Here is a 17130-nt window from a genome sequence, read left to right as displayed (position 1 = left end):
TGGACTGAGGAACGCAGGAGCGAAGCGACGCAGAGACGAGGGAAAGCACCGACTCAAAGGCGCCCGAGCCCGCGACGCCGCCAGGCGGAGCAAAGGGACAGGGACCCAACCCCGCGCGCAGCCTCCTTCCCGCTGGACATAAGCTGAACGATGTGACCGTTGCTCCTGAAGGCCGAAAGCTCCTCCGCCTGGAGGTGCGCAACAGCCAGACCCCCATCGAGCGTAAGCCCCCGTGGATCAAGACCCGGCTGAAGACCGGGCCGGAATACACCGAGCTCAAGTCACTGGTGAAACGCGAGGGGCTGCACACGGTTTGCGAGGAGGCAGGCTGTCCCAACATCTACGAGTGCTGGGAGGACCGGGAGGCCACCTTCCTGATCGGTGGCGACCAGTGCACCCGGCGCTGTGACTTCTGCCAGATCGACACCGGCAAACCCGCCGAGTACGACACCGACGAGCCTCGCAGGGTGGCCGAGTCGGTTCAGCAGATGGGCCTGCGGTACGCCACGGTGACCGGGGTGGCCCGTGACGACCTGCCGGACGGCGGTGCCTGGCTGTACGCCGAGACCGCGCGGCAGATCCACGCGCTGCTGCCGGGGTGCGGTGTCGAGCTGCTGGTGCCGGACTTCAACGGCGACCGGGGGCAGCTTGAGGAGGTCTTCTCCGCCAAGCCCGAGGTCTTCGCGCACAACATCGAGACCGTGCCGCGGATCTTCAAGCGGATCCGTCCCGCGTTCCGTTACGAGCGTTCCCTCGAAGTGATCACCAGGGGTCGTGAGGCCGGTCTGGTGACCAAGTCCAACCTGATCCTCGGCATGGGCGAGGAGCGGGAGGAGGTCGTGCAGGCCATGCGTGACCTGCACGAGGCCGGTTGTGACCTGCTGACCATCACCCAGTATCTCCGCCCGACCCCCCGCCACCACCCGGTGGACCGCTGGGTCAAGCCCCAGGAGTTCGTCGAGCTCCAGAAGGAGGCCGAGGAGATCGGCTTCGCCGGGGTCATGTCGGGTCCGCTGGTCCGCTCCTCCTACCGGGCGGGCCGTCTGTACCAGCAGGCCATCGAGGCCCGTAGGTACGCCTGACCGTCGTCGTCCGCGGGGCCCGGTGATCGTTCCCGGTCATCGGGACTCCCGTGGGACGGCAGGTCACGTTTTCATTTCTTGACCCCGGAATTTGTATCCTCAAGTCATGGCGAAGAAGCCCGAAGACCAAGAGCGCCCGGGGCGCATCAAGCAGCTCCGTATGATCGCGGGGATCATCAAGCAGGCGAACCCGAAGGGTATGCCGATCGTCTACGCGTCAGCGCTCGGCACGTTCGCGCTGTGCGTCGTGATCGGCCTGGTCACGGGCTCGATCTGGTATCTGATCTTCATCGGATTGATGCTGTCGCTGACCGTCGGCCTGGTGGTCTTCGGCCAGCTCGCCCAGCGCGCGCAGTACTCCATGTTGCACGGCCAGCCCGGCGCGGCCGCCGCGATCCTGCAGGGCATGCGTGGCACGTGGGAGGTCGCTCCCGCCGTCGCGGTCAACCGTGATCAGGACATCGTGCACCGCGTGGTCGGTTTTCCCGGTGTGATCCTCGTCTCCGAGGGGCCGGGTTCCCGGGTGCAGAAGATGCTGGTCGCGGAGAAGAAGCGTGTCCAGCGTGTCGCCCTGGACGTCCCCGTCTACGACATCCAGTCCGGTGACGGCGAGGGTCAGGTGCCCATCGCCAAGCTGCAGCGGCACCTGATGAAGCTGCCGAGGAACCTCAAGAAGCCCGCGGTCTACGAGGTCAACAACAGGCTCAAGGCCCTGCCGCAGACGCTGCCGATGCCCAAGGGCCCGCTGCCGCGCGGTGCGAAGATGCCCCGCCCCAAGATGCGCTGATGGACGTGGCGGGGATCGACCGGCGCCGGGTGGGCGCCGAGGAAACCTCGCGGGCCAACCGCGGCTGGTGGGACGGCGCCGCGGACGAGTACCAGGCCGAGCACGGCGGTTTCCTGCGTGACTGCGGGTTCGTCTGGTGCCCGGAGGGTCTGGACGAGGCCGACGCCCGGCTGCTGGGCGACGTCGCGGGCAGGGACGTGCTGGAGATCGGCTGTGGCGCGGGCCAGTGCGGGCGGTGGCTGACCGGGCAGGGGGCGCGGGTCGTCGCCTTCGACCTGTCGTTCCGGCAGCTTCAGCACTCTCACCGGATCGATCTGGACAGTGGTTCCGGGCTGCCGGTCGTCCAGGCCGACGCCGAGGCGCTGCCGTTCGCCGGTGAGTCGTTCGACCTCGCCTGTTCGGCCTTCGGCGCCCTGCCGTTCGTGGCCGATCCCGGTGCCGTCCTGTCCGAGGTCCGCCGGGTGCTGCGTCCGGGGGGCCTCCTGGTCTTCTCGGTGAGTCATCCGATCCGCTGGGCCTTCCCCGACGATCCGGGCCCCGCCGGACTGACCTCCGACCGGTCCTACTTCGACCGCTCGCCGTACGTGGAGGTCGGTGCGGACGGGAAGGCCTCCTACGTCGAGCATCACCGCACGATGGCCGACTGGGTGGGGCACATCGTCGCCTCCGGCCTGGTGCTGCGCGGGCTGACCGAGCCGGAGTGGCCGGTCGGTCACGAGCGTGAGTGGGGAGGCTGGAGCCCGCTGCGTGGCCGTCTGCTGCCGGGGACGGCCATCTTCACCTGCGTGCGGCCGTAACTCACATACGGACGACCACGGTCGCGGCGGCGCGGTCGTGCAGGCCCCGCTGGTCGCGGTCCCAGATCAGGGCGGGTACGGCCAGGCACAGCAGCACGGTTCGCACGAGGATCGAGGGGAACGGGGCGCGCCCGCCGTTGAGCGCGGCGATCCTGATGCCGGTCAGGCGCATGCCGAAGGTCATGCCCATGGTGCCCGCGAGCAGGAGGTATTCGGCGGCGAGCACCGCGACCGGAACCCAGCTCTGGTGGGTCGGGTCGATCCGCAGGAGTCCCTGGGTGATGGCCCAGGTGCAGATCAGCCAGTCGATCACCAGGGCGCCGATCCTGCGCCCGAATCCGGCGACCGATCCGCTGCCCTCCTGGGGCAGCCCGAGCCTTTCCCCCGGGTAGCCCAGGTCGACTCCGGCGGATCTGACGCCGCCGAGCCAGGTCTGGGTCCAACGGGGCTGCTGCCTGCTGTTCATGGTTCAACGGTATCCGCCCCCGTGGTCGCCCTCGAACTCCCCCAAACGACCGCATCGGCCATGCGATCGGTACATCATGGTCATGATCTTTTTCGCCCTCCCCTCCCGGAGCACCCCCAATGACTGACAACGACGACATCAACCGGCGCTTCGAGGCCCTGACCTCGCAGATCGAGCGCAAGGAGCGGCGGAGGATGGAGAAGGCGTGGTCTCACCTGCCGCGTTACAGGCGTCGCCGCGGGCGGCGGATCACCTTACTCGCGGCGTTCGTCCTCGTCGTGGCCGCCGGGCTGGTCACCGTCTACCGGCCCGGGTGGGTCGCCCCGGTGGGCGAGGCCCTCTCCGCCCGTTTCCTTCAGGCGCGGGAGGACCACGGTGGCCCGGTTCCCGAGGAGACCGAGCCCGTCCCCGTCACCCCCGAGCCGGTCTCCCCGTTCGAGGGGTCTCCCGCCAAGGACTACGCCGAGGGTGTCAAGGGACTGACGTCGCCGAAGGCCCGGGCGACGGGCGGCCTGAGCCGCAAGGACGTCGCCACCGCCTTGAAGAGCACCCGGGACATGCTCGCGGCGACCCATCTCGACCGTAAGACTCTCGCGGGTGGCAGGCCGACGGCGCTGGCGAGGCTCCTCCCTGCGGAGCAGCGCGAGTGGTTCCTGAAGGACCTGGACAACAGGAAGCCGAAGAAGGGTCACTTCAACACCAGATACTGGGTCACCAGCCTGGCTCCCAAGGCCGCCGAACTGGCCACCGACGTGATCAAGGTCAACGGGCGGACGAAGTACGCCTCGTTCCATGAGGATGGCCGCACCGGGGCGAAGATCACCGTGAACTACCTGTTCGTCTACGCCGTACGACGGCCGGGGGAGACCCGGCAGGGCGAGCGGATCATCGTGCACAGCGTCGGCGAGGTGATCGCCTACCGGGAGAACGGCCGGCTGGTGGTGTGGCCCGTCAAGTGGAACGGCGGGGCCGTCACGGGTGCCCGCTGCGACGTCGACGACGGCTTCGTCCACCCGTACTACGAGGACTCCGTCCCCGACAAGGAGCTCTCCAAGGCCACCGGCGCCCCGGTCGACCCCTACGAGCTCGACCGGGAACCGCGCGAGGAGGAGTGCACGCTCGCCTCCCGCACGTGAAAAGTCCGGCAAAGGAAGCGTTCATCCGCCCGGTACGGCCGCATTCCAGGACTAACGTGGGGCGATTCTCCTTAACACGGGTGAAACAAATGAGACACGGGGCGGTAACGGCTCAAGCCTACTTTCGAGCTGAAAGCTCGTCCCCCTTGGGAGGTTCGCGTGTTCAACTCCGCCGACGACGTCCTCAAGTTCATCAAGGACGAGGGGGTGCAGTTCGTCGATGTCAGGTTCACGGACCTGCCCGGGACGACTCACCACTTCACATTCCCCACGGAGAACTTCGGGGCGAACGTCTTCACCGACGGCCTCATGTTCGACGGCTCCTCGATCCGCGGCTTCCAGGCCATCCACGAGTCGGACATGCTGTTGCTGCCCGACCCCTCGACGGCCGTGCTCGACCCCTTCCGCCGGCACAAGACGCTCAACATCAACTTCTTCGTGCACGACCCGCTGACGGGTGAGGCCTACAGTCGCGACCCGCGCAACGTCGCCCGCAAGGCGGAGGAGTATCTCAAGGGGACCGGCATCGCCGACACGGTCTTCTTCGGCCCGGAGGCCGAGTTCTACATCTTCGACGACGTCCGCTTCGAGACCAGCGCGCACGCCAGCTACTACCACATCGACTCCATCGAGGGCGCCTGGAACACCGGCAAGGCCCAGGAGGGCGGCAACCTCGGCTACAAGCCGCGTTACAAGGGCGGCTACTTCCCGGTCCCCCCGATGGACCACTTCACCGACCTGCGTTCGGAGATGGTGCGCCGCCTCATCGAGGCGGGCATCCCGGTGGAGATGCAGCACCACGAGGTCGGCACCGCCGGGCAGGCCGAGATCGACTTCCGGTTCAACACGCTGCTCAAGGCCGCCGACACGATGATGCTCTACAAGTACATCGTCAAGAGCACGGCCATCGAGTACGGCCACACCGTCACCTTCATGCCCAAGCCGATCTTCGGCGACAACGGTTCCGGCATGCACTGCCACCAGTCGCTCTGGAAGGACGGCGCGCCGCTGTTCTACGACGAGGTCGGCTACGCGGGCCTGTCGGACACCGCCCGTTACTACATCGGCGGCCTGCTCAGGCACGCCCCGTCGCTGCTGGCCTTCACCAACCCGACGGTGAACTCCTACCACCGTCTGGTCCCCGGCTACGAGGCTCCGGTCAACCTGGTCTACTCCCAGCGCAACCGCTCGGCGTGCATCCGCATCCCGATCACGGGGTCCAACCCGAAGGCCAAGCGCATCGAGTTCCGGGTGCCCGACCCGTCCTGCAACCCGTACTTCGCCTTCGCCGCGCAGCTCATGGCCGGGATCGACGGCATCCGCAACAAGATCGAGCCGGTGGAGCCGGTGGACAAGGACCTCTATGAGCTTCCTCCGGAGGAGGCCCGCAGCATTCCGCAGGTTCCCGGTTCGCTCAGTGAGGTGCTCGACGCGCTGGAGGCCGACCACGACTACCTTCTCGAAGGCGGTGTGTTCACCCCGGACCTGATCGAGACCTGGATCTCCTACAAGCGTGAGAACGAGATCGACCCCATCCGCCTGCGTCCCCACCCCCACGAGTTCGAGCTTTACTACGATGTGTAGATAAGTGCCATGACCTGCGAAAACGCTGCTGTTTAAGGTCGCCGGGCGGCCTTTCACAGATGTTCCTCCCCGCACGGCGGGGAGGAACGTGTCATGCCCGCATGATCCGGGCGTGCAGGGCGTCGGGGTCGGGCACCAGGTCGCGGGCGGCCAGCCACGCGGCGGCGCACGCCGCGTCGCCCGCCGTCGTCACCGGGGCGTTCCAGCGCCGGGTCAGCCGGTCCCGTACGGCGTGGCCGAGCGGACCGTTTCCGGTCAGCAGGCTGCCCGCCAGGACGATCGGGCCGGTGTCCCCCGGCGCGCGTACCTTGGCGACGGTTTCGACCAGGTGGACGGCCGCCCGCGTGATCAGGTTCGTGGCGGTGGTGTCCCCGGCTTGCGCCGCGGCGGTGACGAGTGGCGCCAGCTCGGCGAGTGCCAGGGGCGCGCGGGCGTGGACCGCCCGTATCACCTCGTTCACCCGATCGGGGCCGGGTGGTGTCCCCACGGCTCCCAGCAGCCGTTCCACCACGGTCTCCGCCAGTGTTCCGTACGGGGGCACGCCGTGGCGCAGGGTGTCGAGCACGCTGCCGACCGCCTGCCGACCGAGCCAGAAGCCGGAGCCTGTGTCGCCGAGCAGCCAGCCGTAGCCGTCGGAGACGGCCGTGACCGACCGGTCCGCGAGGTGCGCGGCGATCGCCCCCGTCCCTGAGATCAGCACCGTTCCCGAGGGGGCCGCGGTTCCGGCGCTGAAGGCGATCTCGACGTCTCCCACCACGCGGGGTGAGACGCCGAGTCCCAGCGCGGCCCAGAGTTCGGTCAGGTCATCGGGAGAGGCGGAGGATCCGGCCACACCGGCGACCGCCGCGCGCACCGACGCCGGATCGTGGGCGCCCAGCGCCTGACGCACCGCCGAGGCGAGGTTCGAGCGGGCTACGGCCGCTCCGTGCGCGGTAGGGTTGCCGCCCCCGGAGCGGCCGTAGCCGACGGGGTCTCCATGGAGGGTGCGAACCGCACAGCGGGACGACGTGCCGCCCGCGTCGATGCCGAGAACCAGGTCCATGGCTCGACATCCTGGGGCTTGACGCGACCTTGGGGCGGTACCGACTCTCACCGACGTCCGCCCGAGGTGAAAGTCCGTCGGATCCAGGAGGAACCGAACCGCTCGCCCGAGGCGTTTCGCCGCTCCCGAAGGCCGTCGCGTCGAGAGAAACCGATCCCTTGCCGGGCGGCGGCCTGACCGTCCGAGCCTGATGCGCACGGCTCTCCACCGGCCAGGGCATCCGCCTCGCCCGGTTCGTCTGTTCCCGCGACGCCTCGCGGATTCCGCTGCCACATGCCGCCGGGTGTCGCGTAGAGTGCGATCTTGTCGTGCGCGCTTCGCCGTATTCGCGGCGGTTGCCGGGGTTCGCTCAATCAGGGGGACACGGTGTTCCGGTGGATGACCAGGACGGCCACGCCGGTGCCGTCCGATCCCGAGACCCGTGCGCGCGCGCACGGCAGCCGGATGCTCGCCGAGGCCCGTGAGGAGCTCAACCGGGCCGACGCCAAGGCACAGGTGCTGCTGGGTGTCGCGGGGGTGGGCATCGGCGCGGTCGCCGGTGGCCTGCTCGCGGGGAACTGGTCACCGCTGAGGCTGCACACGGCCCTGCAGTGGCTGTGGTGGGCGGGGGCGGGGTGCGCGTTGGCCGCCCTGTTCTGCCTGGCGAAAGCGGTGTACCCGCGCATCACCAGACGACCCCTCGGCATCACCTACTTCGGGGACGTCCGGCGCTACCGTTCCGCCGAGGAGATCGCCAAGGCGTTGCGCGACCGTACCGACGGCGACCTGATCGAACTGGCCGAGCAGATCAGGGCGGTCAGCGTGATCGTCCTGAGAAAGTATCTGCTCATCCGCTGGGGCTTCTGGCTGCTGCTGGCCTCCGTCGGGGCGACGGTCGGCTCCGCGGTGCTCCAGCTCGCCTTCTGACAGGTTCGTGCGACTGCCAAAGGAGCGCGTCCGACATACGCGTCGCGCCAACGGCTTCAACGGGTGGATCACTCGGACAGAAGTGGCGGTACCGTAACGGAATGCCCCGGAAGCAGCCTGACGACCGCGATGGGCGGGAACGCCGGAGGGCCTCTCCACGATGGCCGATGCTCGCGATCGTGCTCGTGGGGACCCTGCTGGTCTGCGGGGGGTCGGTGCCGGTTCTGCCCGCCCTGTTGAAGCGGGTGACCACCATCGCCTACGCGATCAAGGCCGGGCAGGAACAGCCCGGCTGGCGGGGTGGGCGGATCCCGTACTCCTGGGGCGGCGGCCACGACGAGGTTCCCGGGCCCTCCTTCGGCACCTGTACGGGCTACCGGGGATCGATCAGGCCGTGCCCGGCGACGACCACGCGGGGGCTCGACTGCTCGGGACTCGTCAGGTGGGTCTACTCGCTCGCCTACGGCGGGGACGTGCTCGGGCCCGGCAACACCGACGACCACATCCGGCGGCTGAGCAGGATTCCCGCTTCCGCGGCGCGCCCCGGTGACCTGGTGTTCTACGGCAGGCTCGGTGACCGGGTGAAGACCCACCACGTGGGCGTCTACGTCGGCGACGGCAAGATGATCAACGCGCTGCGAACCGGGACGAGGATCAGGATCGACCCGATCACCACCGTCAAGGATTTCGCCGGATATTTCCGCTATATGTAGAAATGCTCGCTCAAGCTCAAAGCTCCAGCAGGGCCGGGGCCAGCTCGCGCCACTGCCGGACGGGCAGGTCCTCCCCCGCCGACAGGACCTGGACGCAGACGTGGTCCGCGCCCGCGTCGAGATGCTCACGCACCCGTCCGGCGATGTCCCCGGCGTCCCCCCACGCCACCAGGGCCTCGACCAGCCGGTCACTGCCGCCCCCGGCCAGGTCGTCCTCCCCGAAGCCGAGCCGTTCGAGGTTCTCGACCTGGTGGCGCGCCTGGCCGTACCCGGCGACGAAGCCGCGGGCGATCTCGCGGGCGCGCTCGGGCCGGTCGAGGACGACCGTCTGCTCGACCGCGAGCAGCGCTCCCGGCCCCATGACCTGCCTGGCTCTGGCGGTGTGCTCGACCGGCACGAAGTAGGTGTGGGCACCTCGGGTGCGTTCGGCGGCGAGTTTGAGCATCCCGGGGCCGAGGGCGGCCAGGGCGCGGGGCGAGGGCTCGGCCGGCGCCGGGCTCTGCAGGGGCACCTGGTCCATCGCGTCCAGGTAGGCCCGCATGGTGGGCACGGGACGGCCGTGGTGCGGCAGGAGACCGGCGGGCTGGTCAACGGTGCGGTGCCCGCCGAGGCCCAGCAGGAAGCGGTCCGGGAAGGCCTCGGCGAGGGTGCGCTCCGCCGCGGCCATGGCGATCGGGTCCCGGAGGAAGACGTTGGCGATGCCGGTGGCGACGGCCAGCCGCCCGGTCGCCCCGAGCAGCAGCGCCGCCTGGGTGAGCGCCTCCCTGCCGAAGGCCTCACCGAACCAGATCGCGCCGTAGCCCAGCTCGTCCAGCTCGGCCGCGGCCTCCCGCACCTCGGTCGCGGGCCTGCCGTCGAAGGCGAAGGTCCACACGCCGATACGCCCGAGATCCACACTCATGGGTCGCGCTCCCCCGAAGGATTTTTACCGGAGGCACTCTCCGGTTCACCCAACCATACGGAGGCACCCTCCATTTATCAACTCGAACGGCTGCCGCGGATGCCGGTGAGCCTGCGCAGGATGTCCCACCAGAAGGAGGCTCCGAACAGCAGGGCGAACACCGTGATCAGATAACCGGGCCAGTGGCCGATCGTGGTCAGACGGCTCCACCAGGCGCCGGCGTCGAAGGTGAAGGAGGGACCGGAGTCGCCCGCGGGGATCGTCACGCTCATCACCGCGTGGTCGAAGATCTTGACCAGCGCCGGAGAGCTGAAGACCTCGGTCACACAGGAGTACGGCTCGACGGACCCCGCGACGGCGCACCTGTCCCTCAGGGAGTCCTTCAGCTCGGCCGTGCTCTCCCCACCGCCCGCGATGGCCGCGACCGCGGCCCGGTAGGCGTTGTCCCGCAGCAGGGTCTTGCCGTACTCCAGCGAGTCCATGCTGAACAGCAGGGTCAGCGCCACGGCCAGGGTGAAGACCACCCACTTGACGTAACGACGGTAGAGCCGCGACAGCCGCTGCATCTCCCCGTCGAACCAGTCCTCCACGCCCTTGCGGAACCTGCCCATGTCGCGCTGGGCACCCTCCCAGACGCCCCTCAGGTGTCCGGCGAGCGGGCTGCGTACGGCCTCCAGCTTGGCGATCAGCCCCTCGACGCCCTCCTTCTCCGCGGCGACCAGTTCGAGCAGCGCCCAGGCGAACCGCTCTGGCGGGATGTCGGCGATGCTGGTCCTGGCGCCCTCGGGACGGTCGATCTCCTGCAGGCGTTCGTAGAGCCGCTTGGTCATGTCGACCGCAGGCGCGGGCGCCTCCGTGGCGAGCACCACCTCGGGATCGACCGGCACGGGCTCCACCACCGGCGGTGCGGGCTCGGGATCGTGCACGGGCCTCGGATCGTGCCTGGAGAAGGGGAGCCGCGCGAAGACGTCGAGGACCTTCGACGGAATCCACGAGACGCCCTTGCCCCGCCCTCCGTCGAGCGTGTCACGAAGATAGGCCCACAGGAACTTGCTGCGGATGCCGAGCAGTCTCACGATGGCCTCGTTGACACCGCTCACCAGGAGCGACAGCAGCAGGAAGGCCAGCACCAGGCCGATGGCCAGGTCAACGTATACCGATATCACAGTAGATCACCCGCACCGTTGATACACGTCCGTCCCTGGAGGCGCAACAACATCACCGGAAACCGGTAAAACGCTCACTCGCCGTAGAACACGCGTTCCATGACCAGACGGGCGCGGCGGGTGACCCGGCGGTAGTCCTCGACGAGGTCCCCGCTGTCGTCGGGCGGATAGCCGAGGGTGCGGGAGATGAGGGCGCGTTCACGGACGTCGACCGGGATGGAGTCCGCGGCCCTGCCCCTGACCAGCATGATCGCGTCCCGGACGCGGGAGGCGAGCCGCCAGGCCCCGGCGAGCGCGGCCTCGTCCGCCTCGGAGAGCAGCCCTTCGGTGAGCGCGGCGCGCAGCGTCTCCAGGGTCCGGGTGGTCCGCAGCGACGGCAGCGGCCCCGCGTGGCGCAGCTGCAGCAGCTGCGCGACCCACTCGACGTCCGACAGGCCTCCCCTGCCCAGTTTGGTGTGCAGGGCGGGATCGGCTCCCCGGGGCAGCCGTTCCGCCTCCATCCTGGCCTTCAGTTTGCGGATCTGCAGCACCGCCGCGTCGGAGATGCCCCCGGCCGGATAGCGCACCGGGTCGGCCAGGGCGAGGAACTCCGCGCCGAGCGCGGCGTCCCCGGCGGAGAGGCGGGCGCGCAGCAGCGCCTGGGACTCCCAGGGGGACGACCAGCGCCCGTAGTAGGCGGCGTAGGAGGCCAGTGTGCGCACCAGCGGCCCCTGACGGCCCTCGGGGCGCAGGTCGGGGTCGATGAGCAGCGGCGGGTCGGGGGCGGGCAGCGCCAGCAGGCGGCGCAGCTCGTTGGCGACCGCGAAGGCCGCCTCCGTCGCCTCCCGCTCCGCCGCCCCCTCCAGGGGTGAGTGCACGAACATCACGTCGGCGTCGCTGCCGTAGGAACATTCGAGGCCGCCGAGACGGCCCATCGCGATCACCGCGAACCTGGTGGGGAGCGGGGTTCGCCGCTCCATCTCGACCTTGCCGATCGCGGCGTCGAGCGCGGCCTGGACGGTCACGTCGTTCAGCGCCGACAACGCCTGCCCCACCCGCTCCACGTCGAGGAGCCCCGACAGGTCGGCGGCGGCCGTACGGACGAGTTCCCTGCGCCGCAGCCCGCGGGCGGCGGCGACCGCGCTCTCCGCCTCACCCGGGTAGCGCCCGACGGTGGCCCGCGCCTCGGCCAGCAGCGCCTCCGGGGGCCGGGGGGCCAGGTCGGCGTCCGAGCCGAACATCGCGACCGCCTCCGGGGCGTGCAGCAGCAGGCCCGTCACGTAGCGGCTGGTGCCCAGCAGCCTGGCCAGGCGTGAGGCGACGGCGGTCTCGTCGCGCAGCAGCCGCAGGTACCACGGGGTCGCGCCGAGCCTGTCGGAGACCTGGCGGAAGCCGAGCAGGCCCGCGTCCGGGTCGGGGGCGTCGGCGAACCAGCCGAGCATGACCGGCAGCAGGGTCCGCTGGATCGCGGCCCGCCGGGAGACCCCGCTGGTCAGCGCGCTGATGTGGCGCAGCGCCCCGGCCGGGTCCGCGTAGCCGAGCGCCTCAAGACGGGCCTGCGCCGCGGAGGTCGAGAGCCGGTCCTCCGACTCGGGCAGCCGGGCCACGGCCTGCAGCAACGGCCGGTAGAACAGCTTCTCGTGCAGGCGCCTGACCTCCATCGCGTGCCGCCGCCACCGGACGGTGAACTCCCCGACCGGATCGACGGTCATGCCCAGCCCGCGCCCGAGCCGCCGCAGGTCGCCCTCCCCCTCCGGCACCACGTGGGTACGGCGCAGCCGGTAGAGCTGGATCAGGTGCTCGACCCGGCGCAGGAAGGTGTAGGCCTCGGCCAGCGCCCTGGCGTCGTCCCTGCCGACGTAGCCTCCCCTGGACAGCGCGGCCAGCGCGGGGAGCGTGGCGCGGCGGCGCAGCAGCGGGTCGAGGCGACCGTGGACGAGCTGCAGCAGCTGCACCGCGAACTCGATGTCGCGCAGCCCGCCGGGCCCGAGCTTGATCTGACGATCCGCCTCGTCACCGCGCACGTGGGCCTCGACCCTGCGGCGCATCGCCTGCACGTCCTCGACGAACCGGTCCCTGGTGGCCGCCTGCCAGACCATCTCGTTCGTCATCGAGACGTACTGCTCGCCCAGTTCGAGGTCTCCCGCGACGGGGCGGGCCTTCAGCAGCGCCTGGAACTCCCACGTCTTGGCCCAGCGGCGGTAGTAGGCGCGGTGGCTGGCGAGGGTGCGCACCAGCGGCCCGGACCTGCCCTCCGGACGCAGCGCGGCGTCCACCTCCCACAGCGCCCCCTCGGGGGTGCCCGCCGAGCAGACGTGCATCATGCCCTGGGCCAGGCGGGTGGCCAGCCGGATGGCCTCGGTCTCCTCCGCGCCCTGGCGGGGTTCGGCCACGAAGACGACGTCCACGTCGCTGATGTAGTTGAGCTCCCGCGCCCCGCACTTGCCCATGCCGATGACGGCGAGCCGTACGGTTCCCGGGTCGGCGTGTTCGGCCCGGGCCACGGCCAGCGCCGCCTCAAGCGCGGCTCCCGCCAGGTCGGACAGCTCGGCGGCGACCTCCGCGAGCGAGGCCTGGCCCAGGACGTCACGGGCGGCCAGGCACAGCAGGCGGGCCCGGTAGGCGACCCGCAGCGCGACCAGGGTCTCGGTGCCGGTGGCCGCCGCCCTGGGTTCGGGGTCCGCCGGGTCGGCGCCGACCGCCCGCAGCAGGCAGGCGCGGAGTTCGGGTGCGGCGGGACGCCTCAGGTCCTGCGCGCCGTCCAGCAGGTGCCGGTGTTCCGGGTGCCTGACCACGTGGTCGCCGAGCGCGGCGCTGACCCCGAAGACGCCCAGCAGGCGCGCCCGCAGGACGGGGTCGGCGGTGAGCGCCTCGACGGCCTCCTCGTCCCGTTCGGCCAGCCGGTTGAGCGAGGTCAGCGCCAGGTCGGGGTCGGCGGTCGCCACGAGGGAGTCGAGCAGCGGGTCGAGCAGGCCCGCCTCGCGCGCCGCCCGCGTGCCCAGTTCGCCGAACAGCCGGTCCGCCCTGGCCGCGTCGGCGAAACCGAGCCTGGCCATCCGTCCCGCGGTCGTCTCCATCCGGGGCACGGCGCTCACCCTCCCTCGTCCACGGTCACCGGGCACGGGTGTGGCCTTCCCCGATCACCGCCCCGTCATCCCCGCCCGGTACGGCCGCGCCGATCAGCCGGCGGCGTCCGTGCCTTCCCCGGCGGACTCCACGACGGCCGCGAAACGCCGGGCGAAGGTCCGCCAGGTCCGGGTCAGGTCCTCCTCGGCCGCCTTGACCCCCGCGTTGAGCTCCTCGACCGAGTGGCCGAGCCCGGTCAGGTGGTCGGCGGAGTGGCCGGTCCAGTCGGTGAAGACCTCGACATCCGCCTCCGGGTGGAACTGCACCCCCCAGGCCCTCTCGCCCAGGCGGTAGGCCTGGTTGGGGTAGGGATCGCCGACGGCGAGCGGCACGGCTCCCTCGGGCAGCCGGGTCACCGCGTCACCGTGGTACTGCACGGCGGGCACCGGGCCGAACCCGGTGAACAGGGGATCGTCGGCGGCGGCGGGGAGGGGGACGACCTCGGTGACGCCGACCTCAAGGCCGTGCTCACCGCGTTCGACGGAGCCGCCGCAGGCGAGCGCCATCAGCTGGGCGCCCAGGCAGACTCCCAGGGTCGGCACGCCGTTCTCGACGGAGGACCTGATCAGGGCGCGGGTCTCGGGCAGCCAGGGGAAGCGCTCGTCCTCCCAGGCCGCCGCCGTCCCGCCGAGCACGATCAGGCCGTCCCGCGCCCGCCGCGGGATCGGCTCTCCAAGGTGGGGGCGGACGACCTCGCACTCGGCGCCGCTGTCGGCCAGCCATCCGGCGAAGGCGCCCAGGCCCGCTCCGGCTTCGTTCTCGACGACGGTGATTCTCATGCCGCAATTATCGGCGAAAGCCGTACCAGACCCCATATCGGTCTTCAATGGGATACGGGGGGGTGCGGCCCCCGGTCCCGTACGACCTCAGGCGGAGGTGATCCAGACGGCCTTGGCGGCGGCGACCAGGGTGCCGTCGACCTCGTAGACGGCGCTCTCGCCGAAGAGCTTGCGGCCTTCGCGGCCCGTGGCGCGGGCGACGACGGAGTAGGTGCCGCCGGGGTAGACGCGCCGCTCGACCTTGGCGGTCAGCCTGCCGAGCAGGGCCGACTCACCGGGTCCGAAGTGGGCCCAGCCGGTAGCGCAGTCGAGGGCAGCCCAGACGAGCGCGTCGGGGACGACGCCGTCCTCGTCGGTGACGGTCATCGGCACCCGCCAGCCCGCGGCGACCAGCTCGCCGCCGGACACGGCGCCGGGGAAGATCCGCAGGCCGTCCCCCGGGTCGCGCAGACCGCAGACGAAGCAGCCGGGGAAGGGGTGGCCGGTGATCCCGGCGAAACCGCTCTCAGCGCGGGCGGCCTCGTTGAAGGGCACGAAGTCAGGGGCGTTGAGCCGCTCGGCGACCGGGATGGCCTCGACAAGCAGGGTCTCCCCGTCGGTGAGGGTCGCGCTGTTGGCCAGGTGCCGCAGGGAGAGCTCGGTCTCCAGCGGTGTGGGGGCATGCAGTGTGACCTCGACGGCCGAGTCGTGCCGGGCGCCGTGCGACGCCTGGGAGACCGTACCCGCGATCCATCCGCCGTTCGCTGAGCCCTCGGGCCCACGGAAACGCGCCGGGACGGTCACCACGGTCTGCAGCTCGGCAGCCGTTGTCATACGGCACCTCCTAATCGCCCTTTACGGCGATTTGTCCTCGAAAAATCCCTATAAATGGACCGACTGATTTTACCGGAGCCGCCACGGGACCGGCGAACCAGGTGACGGTGACGAGCGGATCAACGGCGCCTTGCCACCCGCCGTCCTGAGGGGAACCGCGGGGGGCGCGTCCTTGCCGACGAGTCTTTCGGGGACGGCCCGCCGGTCGTCGCCGCGAAACCTCGCCCGGCCCGCGCCCCGCGGACCGGCCGGTCGCGGGCACGCCGAAGCAGCCCGCATGATCGGGGGTCACAGGGTACGGGCGCCGGAACCGCCCGCGCGCTTGAACCCTACCGCGCCCGGGACGCCCCCGCGTGAGGCAGGTGGGGTACGGCCCCCTGCCGCACCCCGGAGACCGTCACAGCACCGGAAGGTAACGGCCGAGTTCGAACTCGGTGACCTGGCGGCGGTACTCGCTCCACTCGGCGCGCTTGTTGCGCAGGAAGTAGTCGAAGACGTGCTCGCCCAGGGTCTCGGCGACCAGTTCGCTGCGCTCCATCACAGCGATGGCCTCGTCGAGCGACTGCGGCAGCGGCTGGATGCCCAGCGCCCGGCGCTCGGCCGAGGTCAGCGCCCAGACGTCGTCCTCGGCGCCGGGAGGCATCTCGTATCCCTGCTCGATGCCCTTCAGGCCCGCCGCGAGGATCACCGCGAAGGCGAGGTAGGGGTTGCAGGCCGAGTCGAGCGAGCGGAACTCGATGCGGGTCGAGCCGCTCTTGTGGGGCTTGTACATCGGCACCCTGACCAGGGCGGAGCGGTTGTTGTGCCCCCAGGAGATGTAGCTCGGCGCCTCGCCGCCCGCCCCGGCGATGGCCTCGGCTCCGCCCCACAGCCGCTTGTAGGAGTTGACCCACTGGTTGCAGACGGCGGTGATCTCGGCGGCGTGCGCGAGCAGCCCGCCGATGAAGGACCGGCCGACCTTGGAGAGCTGGTAGTCGGCCCCCGGCTCGTAGAAGGCGTTGCGGTCTCCCTCGAACAGCGACATGTGGGTGTGCATGCCGGAGCCGGGGTGCTCGGTGAACGGCTTGGGCATGAAGCTCGCCCAGATGCCCTGCTCCAGCGCGACCTCCTTCATGACCAGCCGGAAGGTCATGATGTTGTCGGCCGTGGTGAGCGCGTCGGCGTAGCGCAGGTCGATCTCCTGCTGACCGGGGGCGCCCTCGTGGTGGCTGTACTCGACCGAGATGCCCATCGACTCCAGCATCATGATCGCGCTGCGCCGGAAGTCGTGTCCCGAACTGTGCGGGGTGTGGTCGAAGTAACCGCCGTCGTCGATCGGCTCGGGCCGCCTGCCCGCCTCCGGCCTGTCCTTCAGCAGGAAGAACTCGACCTCGGGGTGGGTGTAGAAGCTGAAGCCCATGTCGGAGGCCTTCGCCAGGGTCCGCTTGAGCACCCAGCGCGGGTCGGCGTGCGACGGTGAGCCGTCCGGCATGAGGATGTCGCAGAACATCCTGGCCACACCGGGTGTCTCGCTGCGCCAGGGCAGGATCTGGAAGGTCGAGGGGTCGGGCTTGGCGAGCATGTCCGACTCGTAGACGCGGGCGAAGCCCTCGATCGCCGAACCGTCGAAGCCGATGCCCTCCGCGAAGGCCCCCTCAAGCTCGGCGGGGGCGATGGCGACCGACTTCAGGAACCCGAGCACGTCGGTGAACCACAACCGGATGAACCGGATGTCGCGCTCCTCAAGGGTACGGAGAACGAACTCCTGCTGGCGGTCCAAAGCCTCTCTCCTCCACTGCCGAGGCCGACACGGTGCACGTCTGCGGGCACACGCCTGGCCTTCTACCAGTCTGCCCGCTCAGTGTTTCGGACAC

The 17130-nt window shown here is 70.4% G+C and carries 14 protein-coding genes and 1 pseudogene; 7 read left to right on the top strand and 8 right to left on the bottom strand.

Annotation, left to right across the window (positions count from 1 at the left end; all coding sequences use genetic code 11):
* Window positions 1-128: 128 nt before the first annotated feature.
* The 3 genes and pseudogenes from lipA to ACFOYY_RS17090 form a co-directional block, all read left to right on the top strand.
* Window positions 129-1082, top strand: a pseudogene (gene lipA / locus ACFOYY_RS17100) (lipoyl synthase); the annotation flags it as partial.
* Window positions 1083-1188: 106 nt separating this feature from the next.
* Window positions 1189-1869 carry a DUF4191 domain-containing protein gene (locus ACFOYY_RS17095; RefSeq protein ID WP_352008809.1) on the top strand — a complete coding sequence of 227 codons (681 nt, stop codon included), beginning with the start codon at window positions 1189-1191 and terminating at the stop codon, window positions 1867-1869.
* Window positions 1869-2666, top strand: coding sequence for a class I SAM-dependent methyltransferase (locus tag ACFOYY_RS17090; RefSeq protein ID WP_352008808.1), 798 nt, complete (start codon window positions 1869-1871; stop codon window positions 2664-2666). The genes ACFOYY_RS17095 and ACFOYY_RS17090 overlap by 1 nt, the downstream gene beginning before the upstream one ends.
* A gap of 1 nt (window position 2667) precedes the next feature.
* On the opposite strand, the gene ACFOYY_RS17085 is transcribed toward ACFOYY_RS17090, so the two are convergent.
* Entirely contained in the window at window positions 2668-3132 is a 465-nt protein-coding gene (locus ACFOYY_RS17085) for an RDD family protein (protein ID WP_352008807.1), read from the bottom strand.
* 119 nt (window positions 3133-3251) lie between these two features.
* On the opposite strand from ACFOYY_RS17085, the gene ACFOYY_RS17080 reads away from it, so the two are divergent.
* On the top strand, window positions 3252-4268 hold the full coding sequence (locus ACFOYY_RS17080; RefSeq protein ID WP_386190269.1) for a hypothetical protein: 1017 nt from the start codon (window positions 3252-3254) through the stop codon (window positions 4266-4268).
* Between the two features lie 159 nt (window positions 4269-4427).
* The gene (glnA, locus tag ACFOYY_RS17075) at window positions 4428-5852 is read left to right on the top strand and encodes a type I glutamate--ammonia ligase (RefSeq protein ID WP_352008805.1); all 1425 of its coding nucleotides are present in this window, start codon (window positions 4428-4430) and stop codon (window positions 5850-5852) included.
* 91 nt (window positions 5853-5943) lie between these two features.
* Here the strand turns inward: glnA (ACFOYY_RS17075) and ACFOYY_RS17070 are convergent, their stop codons facing one another.
* On the bottom strand, window positions 5944-6894 hold the full coding sequence (locus tag ACFOYY_RS17070) for an N-acetylglucosamine kinase (RefSeq protein WP_352008804.1): 951 nt from the start codon (window positions 6892-6894) through the stop codon (window positions 5944-5946).
* 378 nt (window positions 6895-7272) lie between these two features.
* On the opposite strand from ACFOYY_RS17070, the gene ACFOYY_RS17065 reads away from it, so the two are divergent.
* Window positions 7273-7800 carry a Pycsar system effector family protein gene (locus ACFOYY_RS17065; protein ID WP_362775233.1) on the top strand — a complete coding sequence of 176 codons (528 nt, stop codon included), beginning with the start codon at window positions 7273-7275 and terminating at the stop codon, window positions 7798-7800.
* Between the two features lie 101 nt (window positions 7801-7901).
* Complete coding sequence (locus tag ACFOYY_RS17060) at window positions 7902-8513, top strand: C40 family peptidase (protein ID WP_362775231.1); 612 nt, start codon at window positions 7902-7904, stop codon at window positions 8511-8513.
* Window positions 8514-8529: 16 nt separating this feature from the next.
* On the opposite strand, the gene ACFOYY_RS17055 is transcribed toward ACFOYY_RS17060, so the two are convergent.
* From ACFOYY_RS17055 to glnA (ACFOYY_RS17030), 6 genes are all read right to left on the bottom strand, one after another.
* Window positions 8530-9414, bottom strand: coding sequence for a TIGR03620 family F420-dependent LLM class oxidoreductase (locus ACFOYY_RS17055; RefSeq protein WP_386190268.1), 885 nt, complete (start codon window positions 9412-9414; stop codon window positions 8530-8532).
* A 77-nt stretch (window positions 9415-9491) separates the two neighbouring features.
* On the bottom strand, window positions 9492-10580 hold the full coding sequence (locus ACFOYY_RS17050) for a hypothetical protein (RefSeq protein WP_352008800.1): 1089 nt from the start codon (window positions 10578-10580) through the stop codon (window positions 9492-9494).
* Between the two features lie 74 nt (window positions 10581-10654).
* A complete protein-coding gene (locus ACFOYY_RS17045; RefSeq protein WP_386190276.1) occupies window positions 10655-13636 on the bottom strand; it encodes a bifunctional [glutamine synthetase] adenylyltransferase/[glutamine synthetase]-adenylyl-L-tyrosine phosphorylase in 2982 nt (993 codons plus the stop codon).
* 102 nt (window positions 13637-13738) lie between these two features.
* Window positions 13739-14464 carry a type 1 glutamine amidotransferase gene (locus ACFOYY_RS17040; RefSeq protein ID WP_362775222.1) on the bottom strand — a complete coding sequence of 242 codons (726 nt, stop codon included), beginning with the start codon at window positions 14462-14464 and terminating at the stop codon, window positions 13739-13741.
* An 87-nt stretch (window positions 14465-14551) separates the two neighbouring features.
* A complete protein-coding gene (locus tag ACFOYY_RS17035; RefSeq protein ID WP_352008798.1) occupies window positions 14552-15277 on the bottom strand; it encodes a hotdog fold domain-containing protein in 726 nt (241 codons plus the stop codon).
* A 397-nt stretch (window positions 15278-15674) separates the two neighbouring features.
* On the bottom strand, window positions 15675-17036 hold the full coding sequence (glnA, locus tag ACFOYY_RS17030) for a type I glutamate--ammonia ligase (RefSeq protein WP_352008797.1): 1362 nt from the start codon (window positions 17034-17036) through the stop codon (window positions 15675-15677).
* Between the last annotated feature and the right edge of the window lie 94 nt (window positions 17037-17130).

The organism is Streptosporangium jomthongense (assembly GCF_042650425.1).
Taxonomy (GTDB): Bacteria; Actinomycetota; Actinomycetes; order Streptosporangiales; family Streptosporangiaceae; genus Streptosporangium.
Note: the sequence above shows the minus strand (reverse complement) of the source record. Positions and strands in the feature narration are given on the sequence as shown.